Annotated in this window: 19 protein-coding genes; 14 read left to right on the plus strand and 5 right to left on the minus strand. The window is 37.9% G+C overall.

The genetic code is table 11. The features are described 5' to 3' along the window. From GJU43_RS23115 to GJU43_RS20885, 3 genes are all read right to left on the minus strand, one after another. The coding region (locus GJU43_RS23115) for a hypothetical protein (RefSeq protein WP_154343611.1) at positions 1-194 on the minus strand (194 nt) is incomplete at its 3' end. Positions 195-207: 13 nt separating this feature from the next. Continuing rightward, a complete protein-coding gene (locus GJU43_RS20880) occupies positions 208-1,632 on the minus strand; it encodes a hypothetical protein (protein WP_154343613.1) in 1,425 nt (474 codons plus the stop codon). 229 nt (positions 1,633-1,861) lie between these two features. Further along, complete coding sequence (locus GJU43_RS20885) at positions 1,862-2,386, minus strand: hypothetical protein (RefSeq protein WP_154343615.1); 525 nt, start codon at positions 2,384-2,386, stop codon at positions 1,862-1,864. 414 nt (positions 2,387-2,800) lie between these two features. Here GJU43_RS20885 and GJU43_RS20890 point away from each other — a divergent pair, with 414 nt between their 5' ends. Beyond that, positions 2,801-3,055: a hypothetical protein gene (locus GJU43_RS20890; RefSeq protein WP_154343617.1), complete on the plus strand. Its 255-nt coding sequence runs from the start codon at positions 2,801-2,803 to the stop codon at positions 3,053-3,055. 232 nt (positions 3,056-3,287) lie between these two features. Then, a complete protein-coding gene (locus GJU43_RS20895) occupies positions 3,288-6,563 on the plus strand; it encodes a CheR family methyltransferase (RefSeq protein ID WP_154343619.1) in 3,276 nt (1,091 codons plus the stop codon). Between the two features lie 122 nt (positions 6,564-6,685). Here GJU43_RS20895 and GJU43_RS20900 read toward each other — a convergent pair whose 3' ends face one another. After that, positions 6,686-7,132, minus strand: coding sequence for a response regulator (locus tag GJU43_RS20900; RefSeq protein ID WP_154343621.1), 447 nt, complete (start codon positions 7,130-7,132; stop codon positions 6,686-6,688). Between the two features lie 537 nt (positions 7,133-7,669). After that, a complete protein-coding gene (locus GJU43_RS20905; RefSeq protein ID WP_229655101.1) occupies positions 7,670-8,329 on the minus strand; it encodes a DUF6766 family protein in 660 nt (219 codons plus the stop codon). 303 nt (positions 8,330-8,632) lie between these two features. Here GJU43_RS20905 and GJU43_RS20910 point away from each other — a divergent pair, with 303 nt between their 5' ends. The 12 genes from GJU43_RS20910 (at position 8,633) to arsB (ending at position 20,579) form a co-directional block, all read left to right on the plus strand. Continuing rightward, a complete protein-coding gene (locus tag GJU43_RS20910; protein WP_154343623.1) occupies positions 8,633-9,700 on the plus strand; it encodes a glycoside hydrolase family 130 protein in 1,068 nt (355 codons plus the stop codon). 249 nt (positions 9,701-9,949) lie between these two features. Further along, complete coding sequence (locus tag GJU43_RS20915; RefSeq protein WP_154343625.1) at positions 9,950-12,091, plus strand: catalase; 2,142 nt, start codon at positions 9,950-9,952, stop codon at positions 12,089-12,091. A 12-nt stretch (positions 12,092-12,103) separates the two neighbouring features. Then, positions 12,104-12,703, plus strand: coding sequence for a ferritin-like domain-containing protein (locus GJU43_RS20920; protein ID WP_154343627.1), 600 nt, complete (start codon positions 12,104-12,106; stop codon positions 12,701-12,703). Between the two features lie 456 nt (positions 12,704-13,159). Next, positions 13,160-13,282, plus strand: coding sequence for a hypothetical protein (locus GJU43_RS23180; protein ID WP_255473806.1), 123 nt, complete (start codon positions 13,160-13,162; stop codon positions 13,280-13,282). Next, positions 13,279-13,737: a hypothetical protein gene (locus GJU43_RS20925; protein WP_154343629.1), complete on the plus strand. Its 459-nt coding sequence runs from the start codon at positions 13,279-13,281 to the stop codon at positions 13,735-13,737. Before GJU43_RS23180 ends, GJU43_RS20925 begins: the two co-directional genes overlap by 4 nt. A 449-nt stretch (positions 13,738-14,186) precedes the next feature. Further along, complete coding sequence (locus tag GJU43_RS20930) at positions 14,187-14,363, plus strand: hypothetical protein (protein ID WP_154343631.1); 177 nt, start codon at positions 14,187-14,189, stop codon at positions 14,361-14,363. A gap of 64 nt (positions 14,364-14,427) precedes the next feature. Beyond that, entirely contained in the window at positions 14,428-16,230 is a 1,803-nt protein-coding gene (locus GJU43_RS20935) for a T9SS type A sorting domain-containing protein (protein ID WP_154343633.1), read from the plus strand. A 73-nt stretch (positions 16,231-16,303) separates the two neighbouring features. Then, positions 16,304-17,824 (plus strand): hypothetical protein, encoded by a 1,521-nt coding sequence (locus GJU43_RS20940; RefSeq protein WP_229655102.1) that lies wholly within the window; start codon positions 16,304-16,306, stop codon positions 17,822-17,824. 188 nt (positions 17,825-18,012) lie between these two features. Continuing rightward, the gene (locus GJU43_RS20945) at positions 18,013-18,345 is read left to right on the plus strand and encodes a helix-turn-helix transcriptional regulator (protein WP_154343635.1); all 333 of its coding nucleotides are present in this window, start codon (positions 18,013-18,015) and stop codon (positions 18,343-18,345) included. Between the two features lie 17 nt (positions 18,346-18,362). Next, the gene (locus GJU43_RS20950) at positions 18,363-18,836 is read left to right on the plus strand and encodes a DUF6428 family protein (RefSeq protein ID WP_154343638.1); all 474 of its coding nucleotides are present in this window, start codon (positions 18,363-18,365) and stop codon (positions 18,834-18,836) included. Between the two features lie 37 nt (positions 18,837-18,873). Further along, on the plus strand, positions 18,874-19,488 hold the full coding sequence (locus GJU43_RS20955; protein ID WP_154343640.1) for a low molecular weight phosphatase family protein: 615 nt from the start codon (positions 18,874-18,876) through the stop codon (positions 19,486-19,488). Between the two features lie 2 nt (positions 19,489-19,490). Next, positions 19,491-20,579, plus strand: coding sequence for an ACR3 family arsenite efflux transporter (gene arsB, locus GJU43_RS20960; RefSeq protein ID WP_154343642.1), 1,089 nt, complete (start codon positions 19,491-19,493; stop codon positions 20,577-20,579). Positions 20,580-20,686 lie beyond the last annotated feature (107 nt).

Raw genomic sequence — 20,686 nt, forward strand, 5'->3', positions numbered from 1 at the left:
TTTTTAACTTCAGTAAAATAAAAATTACCAACGGCAACTCCGCTCCCATCTTTAATATAAAAATGATTTGGAATTTCGACATGTGTCGTTATGTACTTTTTATCATAAGTAAAAAAAAGCGTGTCTTTTGATTTTTCCTGAGCATTTATTAATGTTGAAAATAGACACAGCAAAATAAGAGCAATTGTTTTCATAATATTTTTTTCTTTAATTGGTACAAGGAGCTGCTTTACTTAACATTGGTACTCTATTAGCTAAAGCTTTTATTGCTGCTTTTTTATCTTCTGGTAAATCTGTCCAGGCTTTTACGTTAGCATCTTGTAATCCTCCCCAGGCAAGAGCCTCATAAAATGCATCACTTGGGGCTTCACCGTAATATTGAGTGTATTTATTATAATCGTCAGTTAAAACACTTTGATGAAATTTTTTCAAAGCTTCTTTCATACTATTAAGGTATAATGCAGCAATAGTACTATGTTGCTCTCCGTATGCTTCATATGTTGTTTTAAAATCTAACCTTTCTTTATCTGTACCAAGTTTTGTACTGAGTTTTCTAAAAATATCCGCATGTATATATTCGTGTAAAATGGTTCTGGCAACATCAAGTGAAGAATTTGTATTTGATTTAGAAATACTAATTTCTATATTGATTACTTTATTTACCGGAGGTAATGTTCTTCCATTAATTTCAGTTATAACTCCATCTTTACTACTTGTTACTTTATCTTTAGAAACAATTAAAATATCAAATTCCGATTTTCCCTGAAAATTGGCTAATAACTTCTGAACAAAAGAATCTCCACTTTTGTTTAATAAATCATTAAGACATTTTGCTTTTCCTATAAGTGCATCTGTAATTTTTACAGGCGTTGGTGCTGTTATACCTCCACCACCGCTATTACCACCGCCGCCGCCAGGCGAGGTATAACCGCCCGGGGTTGTGCCTCCAATCACAGGACCACGTGGGGTATAAATCACAGGTGTTCCCTTACTTGACCCCTTTACAATAACTTCTCTTAATGGAATTGCGGCACCGTCTCCGCCATCATTATGGCATCCGTCATCTAAATCAGAAAAAATACATTCACCAGTTTCCGGAGCTCTGTTTGTTTTGTTTCTATCAATCGCAAATTCAGCGACACCCTCTTCCACTACCTGATTATTTAAAAACTTAGCACCTCTTACAAAACCTTTTTTTAAATCCCAAACCGTAATATATCCCGTAAAATCTCCTCCGTCAACAGACTGACTCTCCGGTTTAATATTCTTATTGGAATAGGCTTCGAACAATAGGGATGAATATCTACCTTCATCTGATTTATAGATGTACAATTTCTGTTCCCATAAATCGCCCTGGTCTTTTTTCAATTCATTAATAGGAACAATAATGGTTTCTGTTCCGTCTTCTGATTTTGTAAGCTGAGCGTCATTCCAGTTATAATCTAAATTTTGCATCAATACAATATTTTCACCTTTATCTTCATAGGCATCAAACCACTTTTTAGCAGATTCAATACTTGTATCCTGAGGTATTTGTGTACCCGACGATGAACTGTCGTTTTCACAGCTCCATAAAATTAAGGCAAAGGAGATTAAAACTATTCTTGCCGTCTTTTTTAATGTTGGTTTCATGTTTATACTATTAATTATAATTACTTAAGGACAAAAGCCTGTTTAACTCCCCTCCGGAAGTGTTACTATAAGCAAAATCTTGTCAAAGCTAAGCAAAAACTTTTTACTGTAAAAAAAACGCTACAAGTAGAAACAACTATTAAAAAATGTCAATATTTCATTAAGAATGTAAAAAACCATAAACTACAAACCATAAACTATAAACCATAAACTATCAACCATAAACGGTTTACTTACGCAACAACCGCTCTCTCAAAACCATTTCTTCCTGCTGCAGTACCAATAGTTTTATGTTATATTGCTCTTGTACCAGCAGGCTGTTTTTCTTGAGGACGTCTTGGGCATTGCTTTTTATAAGCGGCAAAAGTTCTTCCTGCCAGGTATAGGTTTGCTGTCCTTTTTCGATCAGGGCATCAGCAATCCTGACTGCATTTTGAGCTGACTGGTATCTTTTTTTGCATCTCTCAAGTTGGTCCGCTGTAACGTGTTGCTTGTGTTGGTTAATGATAATCTCCTCTTCTAAGTATTTTTTTATTCGTGCCTCATTTTCCTTTAGGGCAGCAGCATCCGGTGCTTCGGCCTCGGCTTCTTTTACAATAGTAAGCATTTCGGTCAGTTTGAGTACAGCCGCTGTAGGCAGACTGCGCTTTCCTGACAAAAACATCGACCATTGCGCGCGCGTCACCTGCAGCAGTATCGCCATCTCTTCTTGCGGTATTCCTAATAACGCTCCAACATTTTCCTCTTTTTTCATCACAGCTTCTTTTTTGTTTCTATTTTAATTCTGTTTCAAATTTATAAAAAATTTTATTTGAAACAAAAACTGTTTCGAATTTTTATTCTACTTTTTTTGAAACGCTTTTTGTTTCGAATTTTTTTTTATTCTATTTTGAAACTGTTTTTTTAAAAGAGGAAAAAAAGTCCGGATAAATCTGAAAGGTAAAGCCTTTCATTCAACTCAAACTATGCTGCAAAACTATTTTTTTAAATGATAGCCTCTTTTTTCGTCTCATTACCATTCTTACAATTTTAAACCTGTCTTTATATAAAAAAATCAAAATTTATATACCTAAACTACTCATAATTATATAATTCAATATTTTAATTCTATAATAGCAGAAGGCAACAATACTTATAATTTTGAATTGAACAGAATGTAATCATAATTATGGAAAATTTAATTAATAGGGAAAACTTAGCCGATCTAAAAGAACTTATTGAAGATAAAATAGCAGCCGTTCCGGCTCCTTATTTATTGTATGGAGCGATGGGCACGTTACTTTTATCTTCTTTTCTTAAAAAGAAGGGTCACCGCCAGGCAGGTTCTTTCATCGGAAAATTATCTATTCCCATTATCGCAATCGGACTTAAAAAATATTCAGACCAAATACAGGCTGAATCAGATTTTTATACAGAAAGCTAACTGTAGCACTTCTGACACCATTATGTACTTTCTCGTTTATTGCATTACTTTCTCATAATCCGTAACAAAAACTGATAGACCCGGAAGTACATTTTTTTATAGTAGTTCTTAATTTTTGATCATTTCCAATCCGTATTACGCTTCTCTTTTTTTTAGAAGAAAACCGGATATTAATGGGGGTACAGGTATATTTTTATAACTGCCCCTGCATTTGAATAAACTTATTTACAACATGGAAACGATCCTTAAAAATCAGATAGAAACACTAACACCCGATTTTCCGGTAGTTGGTATTGGTGCCGCTGCAGGAGGACTGGATGCGTTTAAAAAACTGCTCGAATCCCTATCGGAAGATTCAGGAATGGCTTATATTATTATACAGCACCAGACCGCAGATCACCCCGGCAGGCTTACTGAAATGTTAGCCCGGCACAGTAAGATCCCTGTTCACGAAATCATTCATACCATAACACTTGTTCCCAACCATATTTACGTTATTCCTGAAAATACTACCATCGTTGCGATTGACGGTAGGCTGCAGCTCAGGCAAAGAATTCGCAGCGATAAAACAAACAGCCCTGTCGATCTGTTTTTTGAATCACTGGCAAAGGTGTACAAAAGTTTTACAATTGGCGTTCTGCTTTCAGGCACCACCTTTGATGGCACCATGGGTTTTAAAAGAATCAAAGAATCCGGAGGTGCAACAATGGTACAGGATCCGGAAACGGCTGCTTTTATGCGAATGCCGCAAAGTGCCATTGATGCCGATGCAGCCGATTTTGTGCTTTCTCCCGAAAACATACCCGCTCAGTTACTAAAAATAAGCAATAGCTACAATACTAATCACGGGTATACGGAAGAAGATCATATTCCTAAAAGTGAAGAAGAAATAGTATTTCAGATTATTAACCTTATTTTTTTGAAGACCGGTCATGATTTTCGCCACTACAAACAACCCACTCTTCGAAGACGAATTGCCAGAAGGATGGTAATCGTGGGCAAAGATACACTGGAAGATTACTATAATCTGGTTCGAAATGATAAGGCAGAACAAGATTTTTTGTTTAATGATTTTCTAATTCCGGTTACTTATTTTTTTAGGGACCAGAGTTTCTTTGACAGCCTGCCTGCATTTGTTCTGCCTTTACTTTTTCAGAATAGCAGCAATACTACTTTAAGAGTCTGGGTAGCGGGATGTTCAACAGGAGAAGAAGCCTATTCGATCGCCATTTGTATTCATGAATATATACTAAAAACCAATTCTGACCTGAAAGTTCAAATTTTCGCATCGGATGTTTCTGAAATCAGCATTACAAAAGCCAGGGCAGCTGCCTATTTTACACAGGATGTGCAGCACATTTCTGAAGAAAGACTGAACAAGTACTTTGTAAAACATGATGGCCGGTACCAAATCAGTAAAATAATACGTGACATGTGTATTTTTGCTACCCATAATTTCACCAAAGATCCACCGTTTGCCAGAATTGATCTGGTCTCCTGTCGAAATGTATTGCTCTATTTTGATCCTTTTTTACAAAACAAAGTATTAGGTTCTTTTCATTCTTCCTTAAAAGACAGAGGATTACTTTTTCTCGGAAAATCAGAAACGGCAGCCAGTGCTCCGGACTTGTTTGAAGCCATAGGAAAAACAGATCGGGTTTACATTCGTAAATTTGCCCCCAAAAGCTATGTACGGGAAAGTACCGATGCTTTGCGAAAAGAAACGACAGCTAAAATTATACCCTCTGAAACCACTACAACCGAAATTGATTTTAAAAAAATTGCCTGTGATATTTTATGCGCTCAATTTACACCTGCAAGTGTTGTTATAGACAAAGATCTCGAGATTATTCACTTTCAGGGAGACAACAGTCCGTTTTTGTCGCATTCGTCCGGAAAACCTAATTTTAATATTTTAAAAATGGTACACGATGATCTTAGTTTTGAACTTCGTAATGCCATTATCCGTGTGAAAGAGGGAAAAAAAACAGTTTCCAAAGAAAACATACCTATTAAAAACCAACCGTATCTTATTTCGTTTAAAATAATCCCGTTAGAGAATGATGGTAACTATTTACTGGTCATTTTCTTTCAGCAGGAGGCACCGAAAACGACCGGCGAAAATCAATTCAAAACCAAAAGTACGTCGCAGCAGCGCATTGGTGAACTCGAAACAGAACTTGCCCGGGTAAGAGACGAAAATAAAAGAGTAACGGATGAACAGCAAAAAACCCTGGAAGAATTGCAGGCTACGAGCGAAGCATTACGCAGCAGCAGTGAAGAACTCCAAATACTGAACGAAGATCTTGAAACTGCGACAGAAGAACTTCTGTCTGCTAATGAAGAGTTACTGTGTGTAAATGCTGAACTGCCGGACCGTCAGGACCAGCTTATTGCGATGCGCAATTACACTGAATCAATTGTTAAAACCATTCGGGGGCCTTTGCTTATCATTGATAAAAATTTTATTATCAAAAGTGCGAATCCGGCGTTTTACAAATATTTTAATACTTCAGAAAACGAAACAGAGGGTCAGGGCTTTTTTGAAATTGGAAGCGGTCAGTGGGATCTTCCGGACTTTAAGGCTCAGCTCCTTAAAATGCATGATACGGAAGTACCGTTAAAAGACTTTATCCTGGCTATTACTTGCCGTGGAACTGGCAAAAAGACCATGATTGTGAATGCCCGCCCTATTGTAAATGCCAAACCGGAAGGCATGATGGTACTGGCAATAGAGGACATTACCGATTTGGCAGTGAGTAATGAATTAGTACGGGCTAAAAATGCGGAATTGCAAAGGCACAACGAGCAATTGAAATTATTTACTTCGGGTGCCAGTGATGATTTGCAGGAACCTCTTCGTAAAATTCATATGTTTAGCAAACGTTTTTATGAGAATGAAAAGAATCTCAGCGAAACCGGAAAACACAATCTCGAGCGCATATTGTTCTTATCGGCCAATATGAGTCAGTTAATTACTGATCTTATTAATTACTCTAAAATTACTTTTATCGAAAAAGAGTTTAAAAGTACCGACATGAATTTACTATTACGAAAAACCGTTACCGATCTGAAAGAAAGTATTAGCGAAAAACATGCGGTTATCTCGTTAGATGTTTTACCCTTACTAAGTGTAATTCCGCATCAGATACAGCAATTGTTTACCAACCTGATCACTAATTCTATTAAATATGCCCAAGAAGGTGTGGTTCCGGAACTCAAAATAGAAAGCAGACAACCGTCAGAGGAAGAATTAATTGAAATTGGCGCAAATGACGAAACAAAATATGTGAAAATTTGTCTCAGCGATAACGGAATTGGTTTTGAAAAGGAGTACGAAAATCGCATTTTTGCCCCGTTTTACAGATTACACAACAAAGATGCCTCTACCGGAAGCGGTCTTGGACTAACTTTGGTAAAAAAAATAATGGAGAACCATCACGGATTCATACAGGCCAAAAGTACCCTGAACGAAGGAACCCAAATGCATCTTTATCTGCCTGTTTAATTTTTAGAAAAAACGGATAAAAATAGCTGTATACTAAAAAAGCTGAAGAAAATTTTCTTCAGCTTCTGCTTTATTTCAGGATATCGCCCGGTTTCACTAGTGCAATTTTGTATTAAAAATTATTACAGCCTGGCTTTTTTCTTATTCTGCTGGATTGAAATCCAATCCATTTGCAGTGCGTTTTTAATTAGTGTTTTCAGGCCTTCAAATGAGCTGGGTTTTACAGCATATACGGAAGCTCCCAATTCAAGTGCTTTATCAATAGTTACCGGATCACTGCTCGTAGAAAGCATGACGATTGGTAATTTTTTCAAATTTGTATCCTGTTTAATTTGTTCTAAACATTCAAAACCATCTACTTTAGGCATATTAATATCCAGAAAAATGACTTCGGGCAACGGATCGGGATCACTATGCAAGATTTCAAGTAACTGCTTACCATCTTCTGCCTGCGTCAGAATAACCGAACTGTCTACTTCCTGAAGTGCTTCGACAAACATGGATCGATCATCATCGTCGTCGTCTGCCAAATAAATGTTCCTCTGGGATTTGGAATTTTGTAGATCCATTACTGTATAAATTATATTTCAAAAAAATAAGACAAGAATTTAGAAATCCGCAAATGTTTATATAAATATAAGCTTCTGAAAATCGTTAAACGATCGAATTACATCCCTGTAAGTGGTTAATAATAGTTAAAGATACTCTTTAAATTAAGAAAAAAAACATAGCAGCTTATAAATGCATCAGAATAGTGCAATAATTTCCCCCTATTCGAATCAATATGATGTGATTATCCTGAATTTTAGAGGTGAGAGCTGTACTCCCCTTTTTATTTGTTAAAATAAAATATATTCCTGACGAACCAGAGCCTCCAGTTTATAACTCCTATTTCATAAACCCTAATTCCCTTAACCCATAACCCACAACCCACAACCAATACCCAATACCCAATACCCAATACCCAATACCCAATACCCAATACCCAATACCCAATAACCAATAACCAATAACTAATAACTAATAACCAATAACTAACAACCAATAACTAATAACCAATAACTAACAACCAATAACTAATAACCCACAACTCACATTAAAAATTTCTATTCTCCGGTTTCCCTATGTGGCGCATCAACCGGTTTAGACTGGGAGGAACCTATTTGTCGTAAATAAATCGAAAGCACAATTATGGCAAATATGGAGAGAAATTCACTTTGCCAGTTCTGAAAAGATTCAAACCAAAATCTCGAATCTGTAATGTATTTTGAAGCGGTTTCTAAAGGTTTTCCTTTTAATGAAAGCTGCTCATTTTCATCCTTTAAGCTTCCATAAAAATGGGCCAGAAATGACAGTGCAAATAATAAAAATAAGACTATACTTAAAGAATGTTTGTAAATTTTTAAAATCAGGCCTCCTTTTTTCACGGGTCCGGGAGCGCCTTTTCGTGTAGCTGAAGGGACTCTGTCCACCTCCTCGTCCTTATCAAAATCTTTAGATTCCGACGATCCCTTTTGCTGTAAAAAAATAGTCATGACTACCAGCAGCCCCATCTGTAAAAATTCGCTTTCCCAGTTTTCAAAAGTAGACTCTATAAAATGTCCGGTGCTGAAATAGGAAGATACTGAAACCGAAGGAGCACCCAGTTCCATAAGCTCTTTATTATACTCTTCAAATCCGAATAGTATCTGTCCCGCCATTGCAGCTATAAACAGGACGAAAAAACAAATCGAGAGTCCGTTGTTGCGTAAAAAAGTTTTCATCATTTCATTTTTATTCTCCCGGACCTGTTAATAACCAATAAAAAGAATGGTCCGTTTGCTTTATTATCTTACCTAAAAGTAATGCACTGCAAATAATCTGTTTTACATTATTGTGTTGCCGTTTTTATATTATTATCGCATGATTCGACACTTTACTCCTACCTTTAATTTTTGGAATGAAAATTTTATAAGACTGATACGCTATTATATAACTGTTTTTGAAATGAAATTACTTCCTTTAATGCCTTTGTAGCTAATTCAGCCCAAGCCTTTTTTTAGAATTTTTAGAACGACAAAAATTAATGTATGAGTGATATAGCCCTCAGGTTTCCCGAGAATCCATTGTTAATGCCCAAAGATTTAACATCCAGCACTGACGAATTGCAGATTATCAGTCTTCTGAATCCCGGTGTTTTTGTCCTTGAGCAAAAGACATGGCTTTTGGTGCGTGTTGCCGAATGCATTCCACAAAAGGAAGGCGTTATATGCTTTCCGGTAATTAATGCAGCAGGAAAAGTAGAAATCATTGAAGTTCCGCTCAATGATCCGGATCTTGTTGCGACAGATGCCCGAGTGGTGCAATACAAAGGAGCAGATTATCTGACCACCATTTCGCATTTAAGGCTGGTTTGCAGCGATGACGGTGTACACTTTTATGAACCTGAAAATTCAGCCCCTCTGACGGGCTCCGGAATACCGGAACAATTTGGAATTGAAGATTGCCGGGTTTCTAAAATAGCCGATACGTATTACCTTACCTACACTGCCGTTTCAGAAAATGGCGTTGGCGTAGGATTACGCACCACCAAAGACTGGAAAAATTTTGATCTGAAAGGAATGATTTTTCCGCCACACAATAAAGATTGCGCCCTTTTTGAAGAAACAATCAACGGTAAATATTATGCCCTGCATCGTCCCTCCAGTCCGCAGCTGGGCGGAAATTATATCTGGCTTGCCGAATCGCCTGACGGTATACACTGGGGAAATCATAAATGCATTATCAAATCGCGACACGGTTTATGGGACAGTGCAAGAGTTGGTGCAGGGGCCGCTCCGATCAAAACAGATCAGGGATGGCTTGAAATCTATCATGGTGCAAATGCCGAACATCAATATTGTCTGGGTGCTTTTTTAATGGATCTAAATGATCCTTCTATTATCATTTCCAGAACCTTAGATCCGATAATGAGGCCTCAGGAAAAGTATGAACTTAATGGCTTTTTCGGTTATGTGGTATTTACCAACGGGCACATCGTAGAAGGAGACAAACTTACCTTGTATTACGGAGCGGCAGATGAATTTATTTGTGGGGCACATTTTTCAATTCAGGAAATTTTATCGGCATTACATCCTTTAAAAGACGATGAAGAATAGCCGGCTTCTCCGAAACAAAATCAATAGCAATTTTCTTTTCAAACATTCAAAAGTACCTTTTTAATTAGAATACTACAGTTTTATTACAAAACTAAACTACTGCTATTAAACCATTTAAATACTGCAAATTCTGTAATATTACATTTACAATCCTGTAAATGCTCCTGCATTAGTATTGGTAAATTTGAAATACCTGATAATCAAAACTTCTATATCAGGCTTTTAATTTTAACCACTAATACAAACAACATGAAAAATTCTCAGGATGAAAAACAGAGAGATCTGTCGATCAACAAATCTGACGGCACCAATAAATTTCTGACTACCGATCAGGGAGTCAGGATTAATGACGATAATAATTCCCTTAAAGCAGGTGAAAGAGGCCCGTCTTTATTAGAAGACTTTATACTAAGGGAAAAAATTACGCATTTTGACCACGAAAGAATCCCCGAACGTATTGTACATGCAAGAGGTTCCGGAGCGCATGGTTTTTTTGAAGTAACCCACCCTATTCCGGAATTAACCAAAGCTGGTTTTCTGCAGGAAGCAGGACTTAAAACACCCGTTTTTACCAGGTTCTCTACCGTTGCCGGATCACGCGGATCTACCGATTTAGCCCGCGATGTGCGCGGATTTTCAGTTAAATTTTACACCCAGGAAGGAATTTATGACTTAGTAGGAAACAACGTTCCTGTATTTTTTATTCAGGATGCTTCCAAGTTTCCGGACTTAATTCACGCCGTAAAACCGGAACCGCACAATGAAATTCCGCAAGCTGCATCAGCGCATGATACTTTTTGGGATTTTATTTCCCTGATGCCGGAATCCATGCACATGATTATGTGGGTAATGTCTGATCGTGCGCTTCCAAGAAGCTATCGTATGATGGAAGGGTTCGGCGTGCATACTTTTAGATTAATCAATGAGGCAGGTGAATCCAGTTTTGTAAAATTTCACTGGAAACCTAAATTAGGGACTCACGCTGTTGCCTGGGATGAAGCCCAAAAAATTTCGGGTAAAAATCCGGATTTTCACAGACAGGATTTGTGGGAAGCCATAGAAATGGGAAACTTTCCGGAATGGGAATTGGGCGTACAAATTATCCCGACAGAAGACGAAAACAAATACGAGTTTGATTTACTTGATCCTACAAAACTTGTTCCGGAAGAACTGGTACCCGTAACGATTGTGGGGAGAATGGTACTGAATAAAAATCCGGACAATTTCTTTGCAGAAACAGAGCAAATTGCTTTTCACCCCGGACATGTTGTTCCCGGAATTGATTTCTCTAATGATCCTTTGCTGCAGGGACGTTTATTCTCGTATACCGATACACAGTTATCCCGATTGGGAAGTCCTAATTTTCATGAAATTCCAATTAACCGAAGCATAGCTCCTGTTCACAATAACCAACGTGACGGACATATGCGTCAGGAAATTAATAAAGGCCGTGTGAGTTATCATCCTAATTCGCTTGGAGGCGGCTGTCCCTATCAGGCAAAAATAAGCGAAGGTGGATTTTCAAGCTTTGAGGAACGTATTGATGCTCATAAAGTAAGAGAAAGAAGCGAAAGTTTCTCGGATCACTTCGGGCAGGCCAAATTATTCTTTAACAGTCAGACGCCTGAAGAAAAAAGCCATATCGTAAAAGCGCTTCGTTTTGAACTTGGAAAAGTAGAAACAACAGCAATTCGCATGAGAATGCTGGGGTTATTGGCTCAGGTTGACACGGAACTGGCGGAAAAAGTCGCCGTAGGACTTGGAGCAACTGTGCCGTCAAATCTTGAATTTCCGGTTAACAAAGGGGTTTCGCCCGAAAATGAAGGCGGAAACCAGGAACCTAAAACGGTGGAACAATCTGTTTCCTCCTCGGAAGCATTGAGTATGATTAACAATCCAACCAACTCACCAACCATCGAGTCGCGAAAAGTAGCCATTCTTTGTTCGGACGGCGTTTCTGAGGCAGCAGTTAAAAACATTAAAAACGCACTTAAAAAACAAGGGGCAAAAGGATTTGTCATCACCCCTCATTTAGGATCTGTAGTTACGGATAATGACGGAGCCCTTAAAGCTGACTTTAGTTTCCTTACGGCATCGTCTGTTTTATTCGATGCGGTTTATGTTCCGCACGGATTAGAAGTTGCTGCATTAGCCGAAAATGACGACGCACTCGAGTACCTAAATGACGCTTACAAACATTGTAAAGTGATTGGTGCAGACGGTGAAGCATCACAAGTGCTTACTGCAACGGCTTTTGCTTCAAAAATTACTAAAGAAGATGGCGGAGTTATTGTAACCAGCGAAATTGCTTCAGAAGCCTTTGCGCAGGAATTTAGTACTGCAATGACCAAACACCGTTTCTGGGAACGTGAAAAAAACTTATACATTTAAAACAAAACAAACATGAAAAATTCAGAAAAACAAGGTCAGGTCAATGCCACACAAGGCAAGGCAGCTGATACAGAAGCTATAAAAAACAATGCAAAAATTACTATTGTGGAACCGGCACCAGATGCTGCAACCGATTTAAACGGTCTGTTTGTTGACAGTCTTAAAGATATTTACTGGGCAGAAAACGCCCTGACAGGGGCACTGCCTAAAATGGCAGCAAATGCTACATCTCCCGGTCTTGCAAGTGCAATTTTAGAACATCTTGACGTAACTAAACTTCAGATCAGCAGACTGGAAGAGGTTTTTGATCTTTTGGGCGAAAAAGCAGAAGGAAAAAAATGCGAAGCCATGGCCGGACTTTTAAAAGAAGGAGATTCTATTCTTTTGGAAACTACTCCGGGACCTGTTCGGGATGCCGGTATTATTGCGGCCTCTCAAAAAATTGAACATTATGAAATTGCCACCTACGGAACCCTGGTTGCTTTTGCAAAAACCCTGGGAGAAAATGATGTTGCTAAATTATTGACGCAAACTCTTGCAGAGGAAAAAGAAGCAGACTGTGTACTTAATGACGTTGCTTTAAATACTGTAAATGCCGTAGCGGCTGAATAAGGCCTTTTTTACTTCATAAAAAAATCTGCACCAGTTGCAGATTTTTTTTTTTGATGTCTTACCAAAGCTACTGTATTTTTTATGAGCATGAAAGAATCGTTTAGACGAATCTTATTTTTTAAAATTGCAACATACAGATCCTAAAGACTTGCCGTTTTTAAATCCTCTCTGGCTTCTGCTATCACATCATCAACGGTATCGCATAACAGAGATACGGAGGGGTATAAAACTGCCCGCTTCATCATTCTTTTTTAAAGTACCACAAAAAACACAACTAACTACATGCTAATCACTTACACTTTAAAATTATAAAATAATTCGCATCTGAAAAATACAAATGGTAATGATATAAACTTATAATTTTAGGTTATAAGTTTCTTACAAGGCTGTCTTTTACATTTGAAAATCAAAATGAATATTTCGATTTATTTGAAATTCAATTAAAAAAACATGATCATGGCTAATATAGGATATCAACGGAATACGGGTCGTATTTCATGGAGAGAAAACAGGTCTTTTTGGATTCCTTCTGCTTCTATTATTGCTTTTAATACACCCACTAAAAATCTTTTCCGATGAGTTTTCATATCATACTTCAAATCCTGATTTCTTCTGTCGCAGCCACTTCTGTAATGACATTATTTAGTTATGCCGTTTCTATGAGTGCAAGGGAAATTTACAAAGAGCCCGTACTGCTGACTTATGTTTTTACTGTGCTTCATTTAAAAGTATCGCCAAACCTTAAAACCATCCTGGGCTGGATTTTGCATTATTTAATTGGTCTTGTCTTTGTTATTGCCTATCACTTTTTATGGTTTAACGAATTTCTGGAGATTTCATGGTCAACCAGTATTTTACTGGGAATAATTAGCGGCATAATAGGAATTATAAGCTGGACTATTTTGTTTGAAATCATACCTCAAAAACCGGACATTTATTTTAGGGGCTATTATATTCAACTTTTTATAGCACATATAATTTTCTCTGTAATGGCATTTGTGGTCTACCCATTGGTTGCACAAATTTATATGTAAAATGTCCTTTCCATAAAAATGCTATGCTGTTTTTTACCGGAAATCATACAACAAATAAAGTTATCTGTTTGACCGGAAAGCCCGTTTACAATCTCCTGATATTATTTTGATTTCCTGTAAAATGAACCATTTTTAGATAATCTGAAATTTTTTCAATTACTGCTAAAAAATAGAAGGCCTTCAGAATTGGTGCTGAAATGCTACAAAGGGATGGAACACCCCCGGTTCATTTTCTAATTCCCTTCCCGAAATCTATTTTTTACCCACATGGTAATTATGTAAATAAACTTACAAAATTATGTAACTTTTAGTTAATTATCCTGCCTACATTCAGATTTTAAAAGTAGTACTATAATTACAAATAAATAACGACTAAAAATTAACACATTGATTTACAGAAAATAAAAAACATCAAAAAATTTCAGCAAATCTTAAAATCACCCCCACCATTGAAAAAAAAAATTTGTCTCACGTTCCTTTTAACTTCAGTATTTTCCTACGCTCAGGGCCCGCCACCACCGGGTCTTCCGGATCAACCAGTTGTAGTTCCCGTAAATCAAATGCTGCCTGTTTTGCTGGTAGCGGGTATTGTTTTTGGAATCTACGTGGTTAATAAGAAAAAATGATTGTTTACTTAAAACAGCACCTTCAATCCGAATTCAAAACTCAAATCTAACACCGCATTAACCTATGAAAAAAAAAATATGCTTCTTTTTTACGATGATTTCAATGCAAGGTTTTGCTCAAATTTATATTGGCGCCAATACTCCGGTTTATGTTAAGAATCAGGTTTTATATGTCAGCCAGAATATAAACCTTGCTGCCAATTCAAATCTTTACCTGCGAAATAACTCCCAGTTAGTACAGGGTACTACAGGTTCTTCTACTAATTCAGGAACAGGAATTGTATCTGTTTATCAGGAAGGTACCTCAGACAACTTTGAATATAATTATTGGTGTTCCCCTGTCGGAAGCCCCACGATTGGGACAGGTAATACCAATTTTGGAATCACCTTACTCAACCGGCCCACCTCTTCTACTGCTGTAGTACCTGCTACCATACTTCCGTTGTCCAATTATAACGGAACAGCAAACCCTCTTGCTATCGCTTCCTACTGGATTTATAAATTAACAAATGCCAATAACTACTCGCAATGGGTTCAGGTTGCTGATGCTACTACAATTGCAGCGGGAGAAGGTTTTACTATGAAAGGAACAAGCGGTACTGATACCACTGATCCTGAAGCCACGGGAGTTGTAAATAATCCTGGTGCCGCCGCAACAGCCCAGCGCTATGATTTCAGGGGGAAACCTAATGATGGTACTATTAATGTGACCGTTGGATCCGGCAATGCCGCAACGCTGACCGGAAATCCCTATCCGTCGGCACTCGATCTGAATGCTTTTTTAATGGACCCCGCCAATTCTGCCTGTACACGTATCGCGTATTTCTGGGAGCAGGACAAATCAGCCAATTCTCATTACCTTTCGGCTTACAAGGGAGGTTACGGAACCTATTCACCCGGAACTTTAGGTTCAAACGGAATATACGTTGCCGCTACTTTTAACAGTTACAAAAGTGACGGTACCCTAAATACAACCGGCACAAGTTCGGGATTAGTAATAGAGCGTAAATACTCCCCCATTGGACAAGGTTTTTTGATTAACGGAGCTTCCAATGGTACCGTAAGTTTTAAAAATGCGCATCGGGTATTTTACAAAGAAGGTTCTCCTTTGTCGCAATTTGCAAAATCGTCCCCTAATAAAACCAGTGCTGAAAAGGAAAAAGAAGAGGTTACGATAATTTCGCATTTTAAACTAAACACCATCATCAATAATGAGTTTACCAGACAGCTTGCTTTGGCCTTTATGCCGGAAGCAACAGATGGTGTAGATCCCGGTATTGATGCCATAAATATGGATCAAAGCCTGCCTAATGATGTTTCGTTTTGGTTAGATAATGGTAATTACGTGATACAGGGCGTTAATTTTGAACTGACGAAAAGAATACCTTTAGCAGTAAAGGCGACAACCAACACTACCTTAAAATTTTATATTCCGGAAGTTATAAATTTCGACCCTTCGCAAAAGATTTATATCTACGACGAACTTGATTTATCGTATCATGATCTTAAAACAGGACCTTATGAAATTACCCTTGCACCAGGTACATACAAAGACCGGTTTAAAATTGCCTTTACCAGTGTAACGCTTGGCCTTTCCGAAGAAGTGAAAAATAACTTTTTTATAAATCAGGATAATACCAATAGCGTATTAAATGCCTTAAATCCGGATAATATCGTATTTAAGTCGTTTGTTCTTTATGATCTTCTTGGAAGAGCTGTCCTGACTAAAAATAATCTAAAAGGCGAGCAGAATTATAATTTTTCAACTTCAGGCTTAAGCTCAGGGGTTTACATTGCCACTTTTGTAACAGCCGATCATGAAAAAATAGCTCAAAAAGTGGTAATCTCAAATGCAGGAAAACAATAATGCGAACCTGTAATAAAAAAGAGAGCTGCCATTTTCAATTCAATATTTTCAACCTTTACTAAATACTAAAATTATGATTCGTAAATATACCCTGCTAAATTATAAAATCTTTTACTTGTTGCTTTTTTTCATCTCCTGCTTTTCAGCGAATGCGCAAATCGGAATTGGCACCACCAATCCTAATGCCAGTTCTGTTTTAGACATAACGTCTACTACCCAGGGTTTGCTTCCGCCGCGTATGACGACTGTTCAAAGAAATGCCATTGTTACACCGGCTGACGGATTGATTGTTTACGATACCGATTTAAAATTGCTTTATAGTTATGTCCTAAGCACTTTATCATGGGTCCCTGTAAGTGGTGCACTTCCGCGTTTAAATTTCAAACGTATACGATCTACTGACAATTTAGCGACCGTATTGGCCACTGAATTAGCGGCTGGCGGAGGTGCCAAATATGTTTTAACCTCTAACACCCTATATGAAATTAACGGACAGGTGGTATTTAATTTCCCCATAGACCTGAATAGTGCTTATCTGACGGGCCTGGATGCTAATGAAGATATCATTGTTAAAACATCCGGAAACCTTTTTGACGGAACTACAGGAGGCAGTATCAGGAATCTTACGATTACGACGCCCGGTGCTACCGTTTTTAATCTAAATGCCTCCGCTTCAACATTAACCTTTTTGATGAGGGATTGTATTATAGGGAATTCCAATAGTGTTGGTCTGATATCAGGTTATGGATTAGTTTTTATGAGTATTGTCAATTTTTCAGGAAATACAAATGGTATCACTTATAATAACATTGGTCAATTGCTGTTAAGCAATCAGGCCTGGTTCAGTAATAATAATGGTACCTATGAAAAATTTACGGGAACCTTCAATCTGATAGAAAAACAAGGCGGTTTCTCTAATGTTAATACCGGAGCATTTGGTCTGGATGTTTCTACAGCCGGCCTTACGATTACCGGCGATGCGGTGTTGGAGTCCGTGGTTTTTACGGGTCCTACTCCGGCGAACTATGTCAAACCCTATGTAACTCCCTCAGCAACTACATTTACCGGTTATAATTTTAATACCAGCTGGACCGTCAGAGCTGCAGGAATACCAACTGAAGCAGATGCCAGTGCAGTCGCAGATTTTTCAATGGATTATCCGGTTAATACGGGTCTCGGCGTCACGTTAAACAATTCAACTCCGAGTGATATCGTAAAAGTTGGGGTAAGTACGGGTACCGCTCCCGTAACCGTGTACTCTAATTTGTTCCGGTTCGCAACAGATGCCGGTACTTCCGGTTACAACCGATTAAAATACGTTGGAAAAAAGAAAAGAATTTTTCAGGTAACGGGTTCTATTTCTTTTCAGGTACCGGGCACAGGAGTGTTCATAGCCTATATTAATAAAAATGGTACCCCACTGACACAATACAAAATTTACGGACGAGGAGCTGCTGTTAATGATATTATCGTTCTTCCATTAAATGCAACTACCGAACTAACTACTAACGATTATATTGAAGTAGCTTTACAGCGTAATTCCGGAACTACCGGCCAACTTATTGTACCTAATATTACGGTAACTATAAAATAATATCATAGTTCACCATTACTAAAGAATTAACTTTATTTTTAAACTAGAAACAACTCCAAAATCAGCTGATCTTTGGAGTTGTTTTTCTTTTGGAATAACTTTCAGAAGCACACCAATCAAAGATTTTCAATTTAAAATAGTTCCTTTTTCAAAACAATATCGTAATATTGCAATATAAACATAAAACAATGGGAGCATCAAAAACAGATCATTTTACAGACAGTCAAAACGAGCTTGCCGTTTTGGCTAAAGCTTTAGGGCATCCGGCCCGAATCGCTATTATGGAATATTTATTGAAAGTAGATGCCTGCATCTGCGGAGATATAGTCAATGAACTGCCCCTTTCCCAGCCCACCGTATCACAACATCTCAAAGAACTAAAAAATGCGGGGTTAATCAAAGGGAGCATTGATGGCAATGCGATTTGCTACTGTATTAATGAACCGGGATTAGAAAAAATAAAAGCTTTTTTTGAACATATTACCGCTCATCTTGAAAAAAAGAGAAACGAGTGCTGCTAACTTTTAAAACTTAGATTATGAAACTATCCGAAATTAAACACGTACTGACTACAGTTGAAGCTGTAAATTTTGAATTACCTAACGGAACTTTTGTTCCCGAGTATTTCCACGTAACCGAAGTCGGTCTGATTACTAAAAACTTTATTGACTGCGGAGGAACGGTAAGAAAAGAAACGGTGGTAAACTTCCAGCTTTGGGACGCCAATGATTATGATCACAGGCTTAAACCTCAAAAACTAATTCATATCATCGAACTTTCTGAAAAAGTTTTAGGTATTGAAGATCACGAAATTGAAGTGGAATATCAGGATACTACAATTGGCAAATATGATTTAGATTTTAATGGCAAAAATTTCATCCTACTGAACAAAAAGACCGCTTGTTTAGCACAGGACCAATGCGGAATCCCATCAGACAAACCTAAAATAAAGCTATCCCAATTAAATGCTGATCCTTCTAATACATGCACACCCGGCGGTGGCTGTTGTTAATTTTTAAATCATAAAGTCATCTACAACCTGAAAAACTATGTTATATACTGAAATAGAAAATACCATTAGCTCGTTTGATTTTAACCGGATTTCTGAAGAACGCAGGATGGTCCTTCAGCCGTTAATCGACTTTATTCAGCGTAAAGCAGACCATAAACGGGACATCAGACTCAACTTAATCTGTACCCACAATTCCAGAAGAAGTCATTTGTCACAGGTTTGGGCTCAGGCTGCAGCGGCTCATTATAGTATTAAAAACGTTTCCTGCTATTCAGGAGGTACTGAAGCTACCGCATTATTTCCAATGGTAGCCGAAACATTAGCACTTTCAGGATTTAAAGTTAAAACGCTTTCAGAGGGCAAAAATCCTGTCTATGCCATAAAGTTCGCCTCAAATGAACTTCCTGTCATTGGTTTTTCTAAAACTTACGACGATGATTTCAATCCTGAAAGTGAGTTTGCAGCCATAATGACCTGCTCACAGGCAGATGGCGGCTGCCCGTTTATTGCCGGTGCTGAAATACGAATTCCGATTACTTTTGAAGATCCTAAAATCTCAGACGGCACAGCACAACAGAAACAGATCTATCAGGAACGAAGTATTCAAATTGGAACTGAAATGTTTTATGTCTTCTCACAAATCAAACTATAAAAATGGCAGCAAATCACTGTACACCTGCAGCAGGACGTAAGAAATTAAGTTTCCTGGACCGATTTTTAACGCTGTGGATTTTCCTGGCTATGAGTCTTGGTGTTTCCATTGGGTATTTTATCCCTTCAAGCGGCAATTTCATCAACTCCTTTTCAAGCGGAACCACCAATATTCCCCTCGCTGTTGGACTAATTCTCATGATGTATCCTCCGCTGGCGAAAGTAAAATACGAGCAGATGGGACAGGTTTTCAGAAACACCAAGGTATTGGGTGCCTCGCTATTCTTAAACTGGATTTTGGGGCCTGTCTTAATGTTTTCTCTGGCACTTCTGTTTTTAAATGGTTATCCGGAATATATGATTGGCGTTATTCTTATTGGATTGGCACGCTGTATTGCCATGGTAGTCGTATGGAATGACTTAGCAGATGGAAACAGGGAATATGCTGCAGGTCTTATTGCTCTCAACAGTATCTTCCAGGTTTTGCTTTACAGTGTATATGCCTATATTTTTATAACCGTTCTTCCACCCTATTTCGGCTACAATGGTTTTGAAGTTACTATTAGTATTGCTCAGATCGCTGAGAGTGTGGGCATCTATTTAGGAATTCCTTTCGCACTTGGAATTATAAGCCGTTATACTCTTATTGCACTAAAAGGTTCAGCGTGGTTTGAAACTAAGTACGTACCGTTTATTTCTCCCATTACGCTGCTGTCCTTACTTTTTACGATTATAGTAATGTTCAGTCTTAAAGGCGAACTGATCGTTCAAATTCCTATGGATGTGGTACGAATAGCTGTTCCGTTAGTCATTTACTTCAGTATTATGTTTATCATCAGTTTTTTTACCGGCAAATATTTCGGTGCTGATTATTCAAAAGCAACGGCTATCGCTTTTACGGCTACCGGAAATAATTTTGAGATGGCGATTGCAGTGGCTATTGGTGTATTTGGCATAAACAGCGGTCAGGCCTTTGCCGGCGTTATCGGACCATTGGTCGAAGTACCCGCCCTTATTGCTTTAGTGAATCTTGCGCTCTGGTTTAAAAAGAAATACTACGGCCAGACGATATCCCAAGAAAGTATTCGCTGAAAATGTTCAATTTCCGCGTAAAACTGACTTTACGGATTTCATAATAATCATTTCATAGTAGAAAAAAACAAAGAGTATTCAGAACTTAAAAAGAAAATAAAGCAAAT

This window comes from Flavobacterium sp. LC2016-23 (assembly GCF_009674775.1).
Taxonomy (GTDB): domain Bacteria; phylum Bacteroidota; class Bacteroidia; order Flavobacteriales; family Flavobacteriaceae; genus Flavobacterium.

What these genes read in the sequence shown, in the direction of transcription:
- GJU43_RS23180 (WP_255473806.1), top strand. Translation starts at nt 13,160, where the DNA reads ATGGCTAATATAGGATATCAACGGAATACGGGTCGTATTTCATGGAGA.
- arsB (WP_154343642.1), top strand. Translation starts at nt 19,491, where the DNA reads ATGGCAGCAAATCACTGTACACCTGCAGCAGGACGTAAGAAATTAAGT.
- GJU43_RS20885 (WP_154343615.1), bottom strand. Translation starts at nt 2,386, where the DNA reads ATGAAAAAAGAGGAAAATGTTGGAGCGTTATTAGGAATACCGCAAGAA.
- GJU43_RS20920 (WP_154343627.1), top strand. Translation starts at nt 12,104, where the DNA reads ATGAAAAATTCAGAAAAACAAGGTCAGGTCAATGCCACACAAGGCAAG.
- GJU43_RS20935 (WP_154343633.1), top strand. Translation starts at nt 14,428, where the DNA reads ATGAAAAAAAAAATATGCTTCTTTTTTACGATGATTTCAATGCAAGGT.
- GJU43_RS20940 (WP_229655102.1), top strand. Translation starts at nt 16,304, where the DNA reads ATGATTCGTAAATATACCCTGCTAAATTATAAAATCTTTTACTTGTTG.
- GJU43_RS20950 (WP_154343638.1), top strand. Translation starts at nt 18,363, where the DNA reads ATGAAACTATCCGAAATTAAACACGTACTGACTACAGTTGAAGCTGTA.
- GJU43_RS20895 (WP_154343619.1), top strand. Translation starts at nt 3,288, where the DNA reads ATGGAAACGATCCTTAAAAATCAGATAGAAACACTAACACCCGATTTT.
- GJU43_RS20900 (WP_154343621.1), bottom strand. Translation starts at nt 7,132, where the DNA reads ATGGATCTACAAAATTCCAAATCCCAGAGGAACATTTATTTGGCAGAC.
- GJU43_RS20925 (WP_154343629.1), top strand. Translation starts at nt 13,279, where the DNA reads ATGAGTTTTCATATCATACTTCAAATCCTGATTTCTTCTGTCGCAGCC.
- GJU43_RS20915 (WP_154343625.1), top strand. Translation starts at nt 9,950, where the DNA reads ATGAAAAATTCTCAGGATGAAAAACAGAGAGATCTGTCGATCAACAAA.
- GJU43_RS20945 (WP_154343635.1), top strand. Translation starts at nt 18,013, where the DNA reads ATGGGAGCATCAAAAACAGATCATTTTACAGACAGTCAAAACGAGCTT.
- GJU43_RS20910 (WP_154343623.1), top strand. Translation starts at nt 8,633, where the DNA reads ATGAGTGATATAGCCCTCAGGTTTCCCGAGAATCCATTGTTAATGCCC.
- GJU43_RS20890 (WP_154343617.1), top strand. Translation starts at nt 2,801, where the DNA reads ATGGAAAATTTAATTAATAGGGAAAACTTAGCCGATCTAAAAGAACTT.
- GJU43_RS20905 (WP_229655101.1), bottom strand. Translation starts at nt 8,329, where the DNA reads ATGATGAAAACTTTTTTACGCAACAACGGACTCTCGATTTGTTTTTTC.
- GJU43_RS20880 (WP_154343613.1), bottom strand. Translation starts at nt 1,632, where the DNA reads ATGAAACCAACATTAAAAAAGACGGCAAGAATAGTTTTAATCTCCTTT.
- GJU43_RS20955 (WP_154343640.1), top strand. Translation starts at nt 18,874, where the DNA reads ATGTTATATACTGAAATAGAAAATACCATTAGCTCGTTTGATTTTAAC.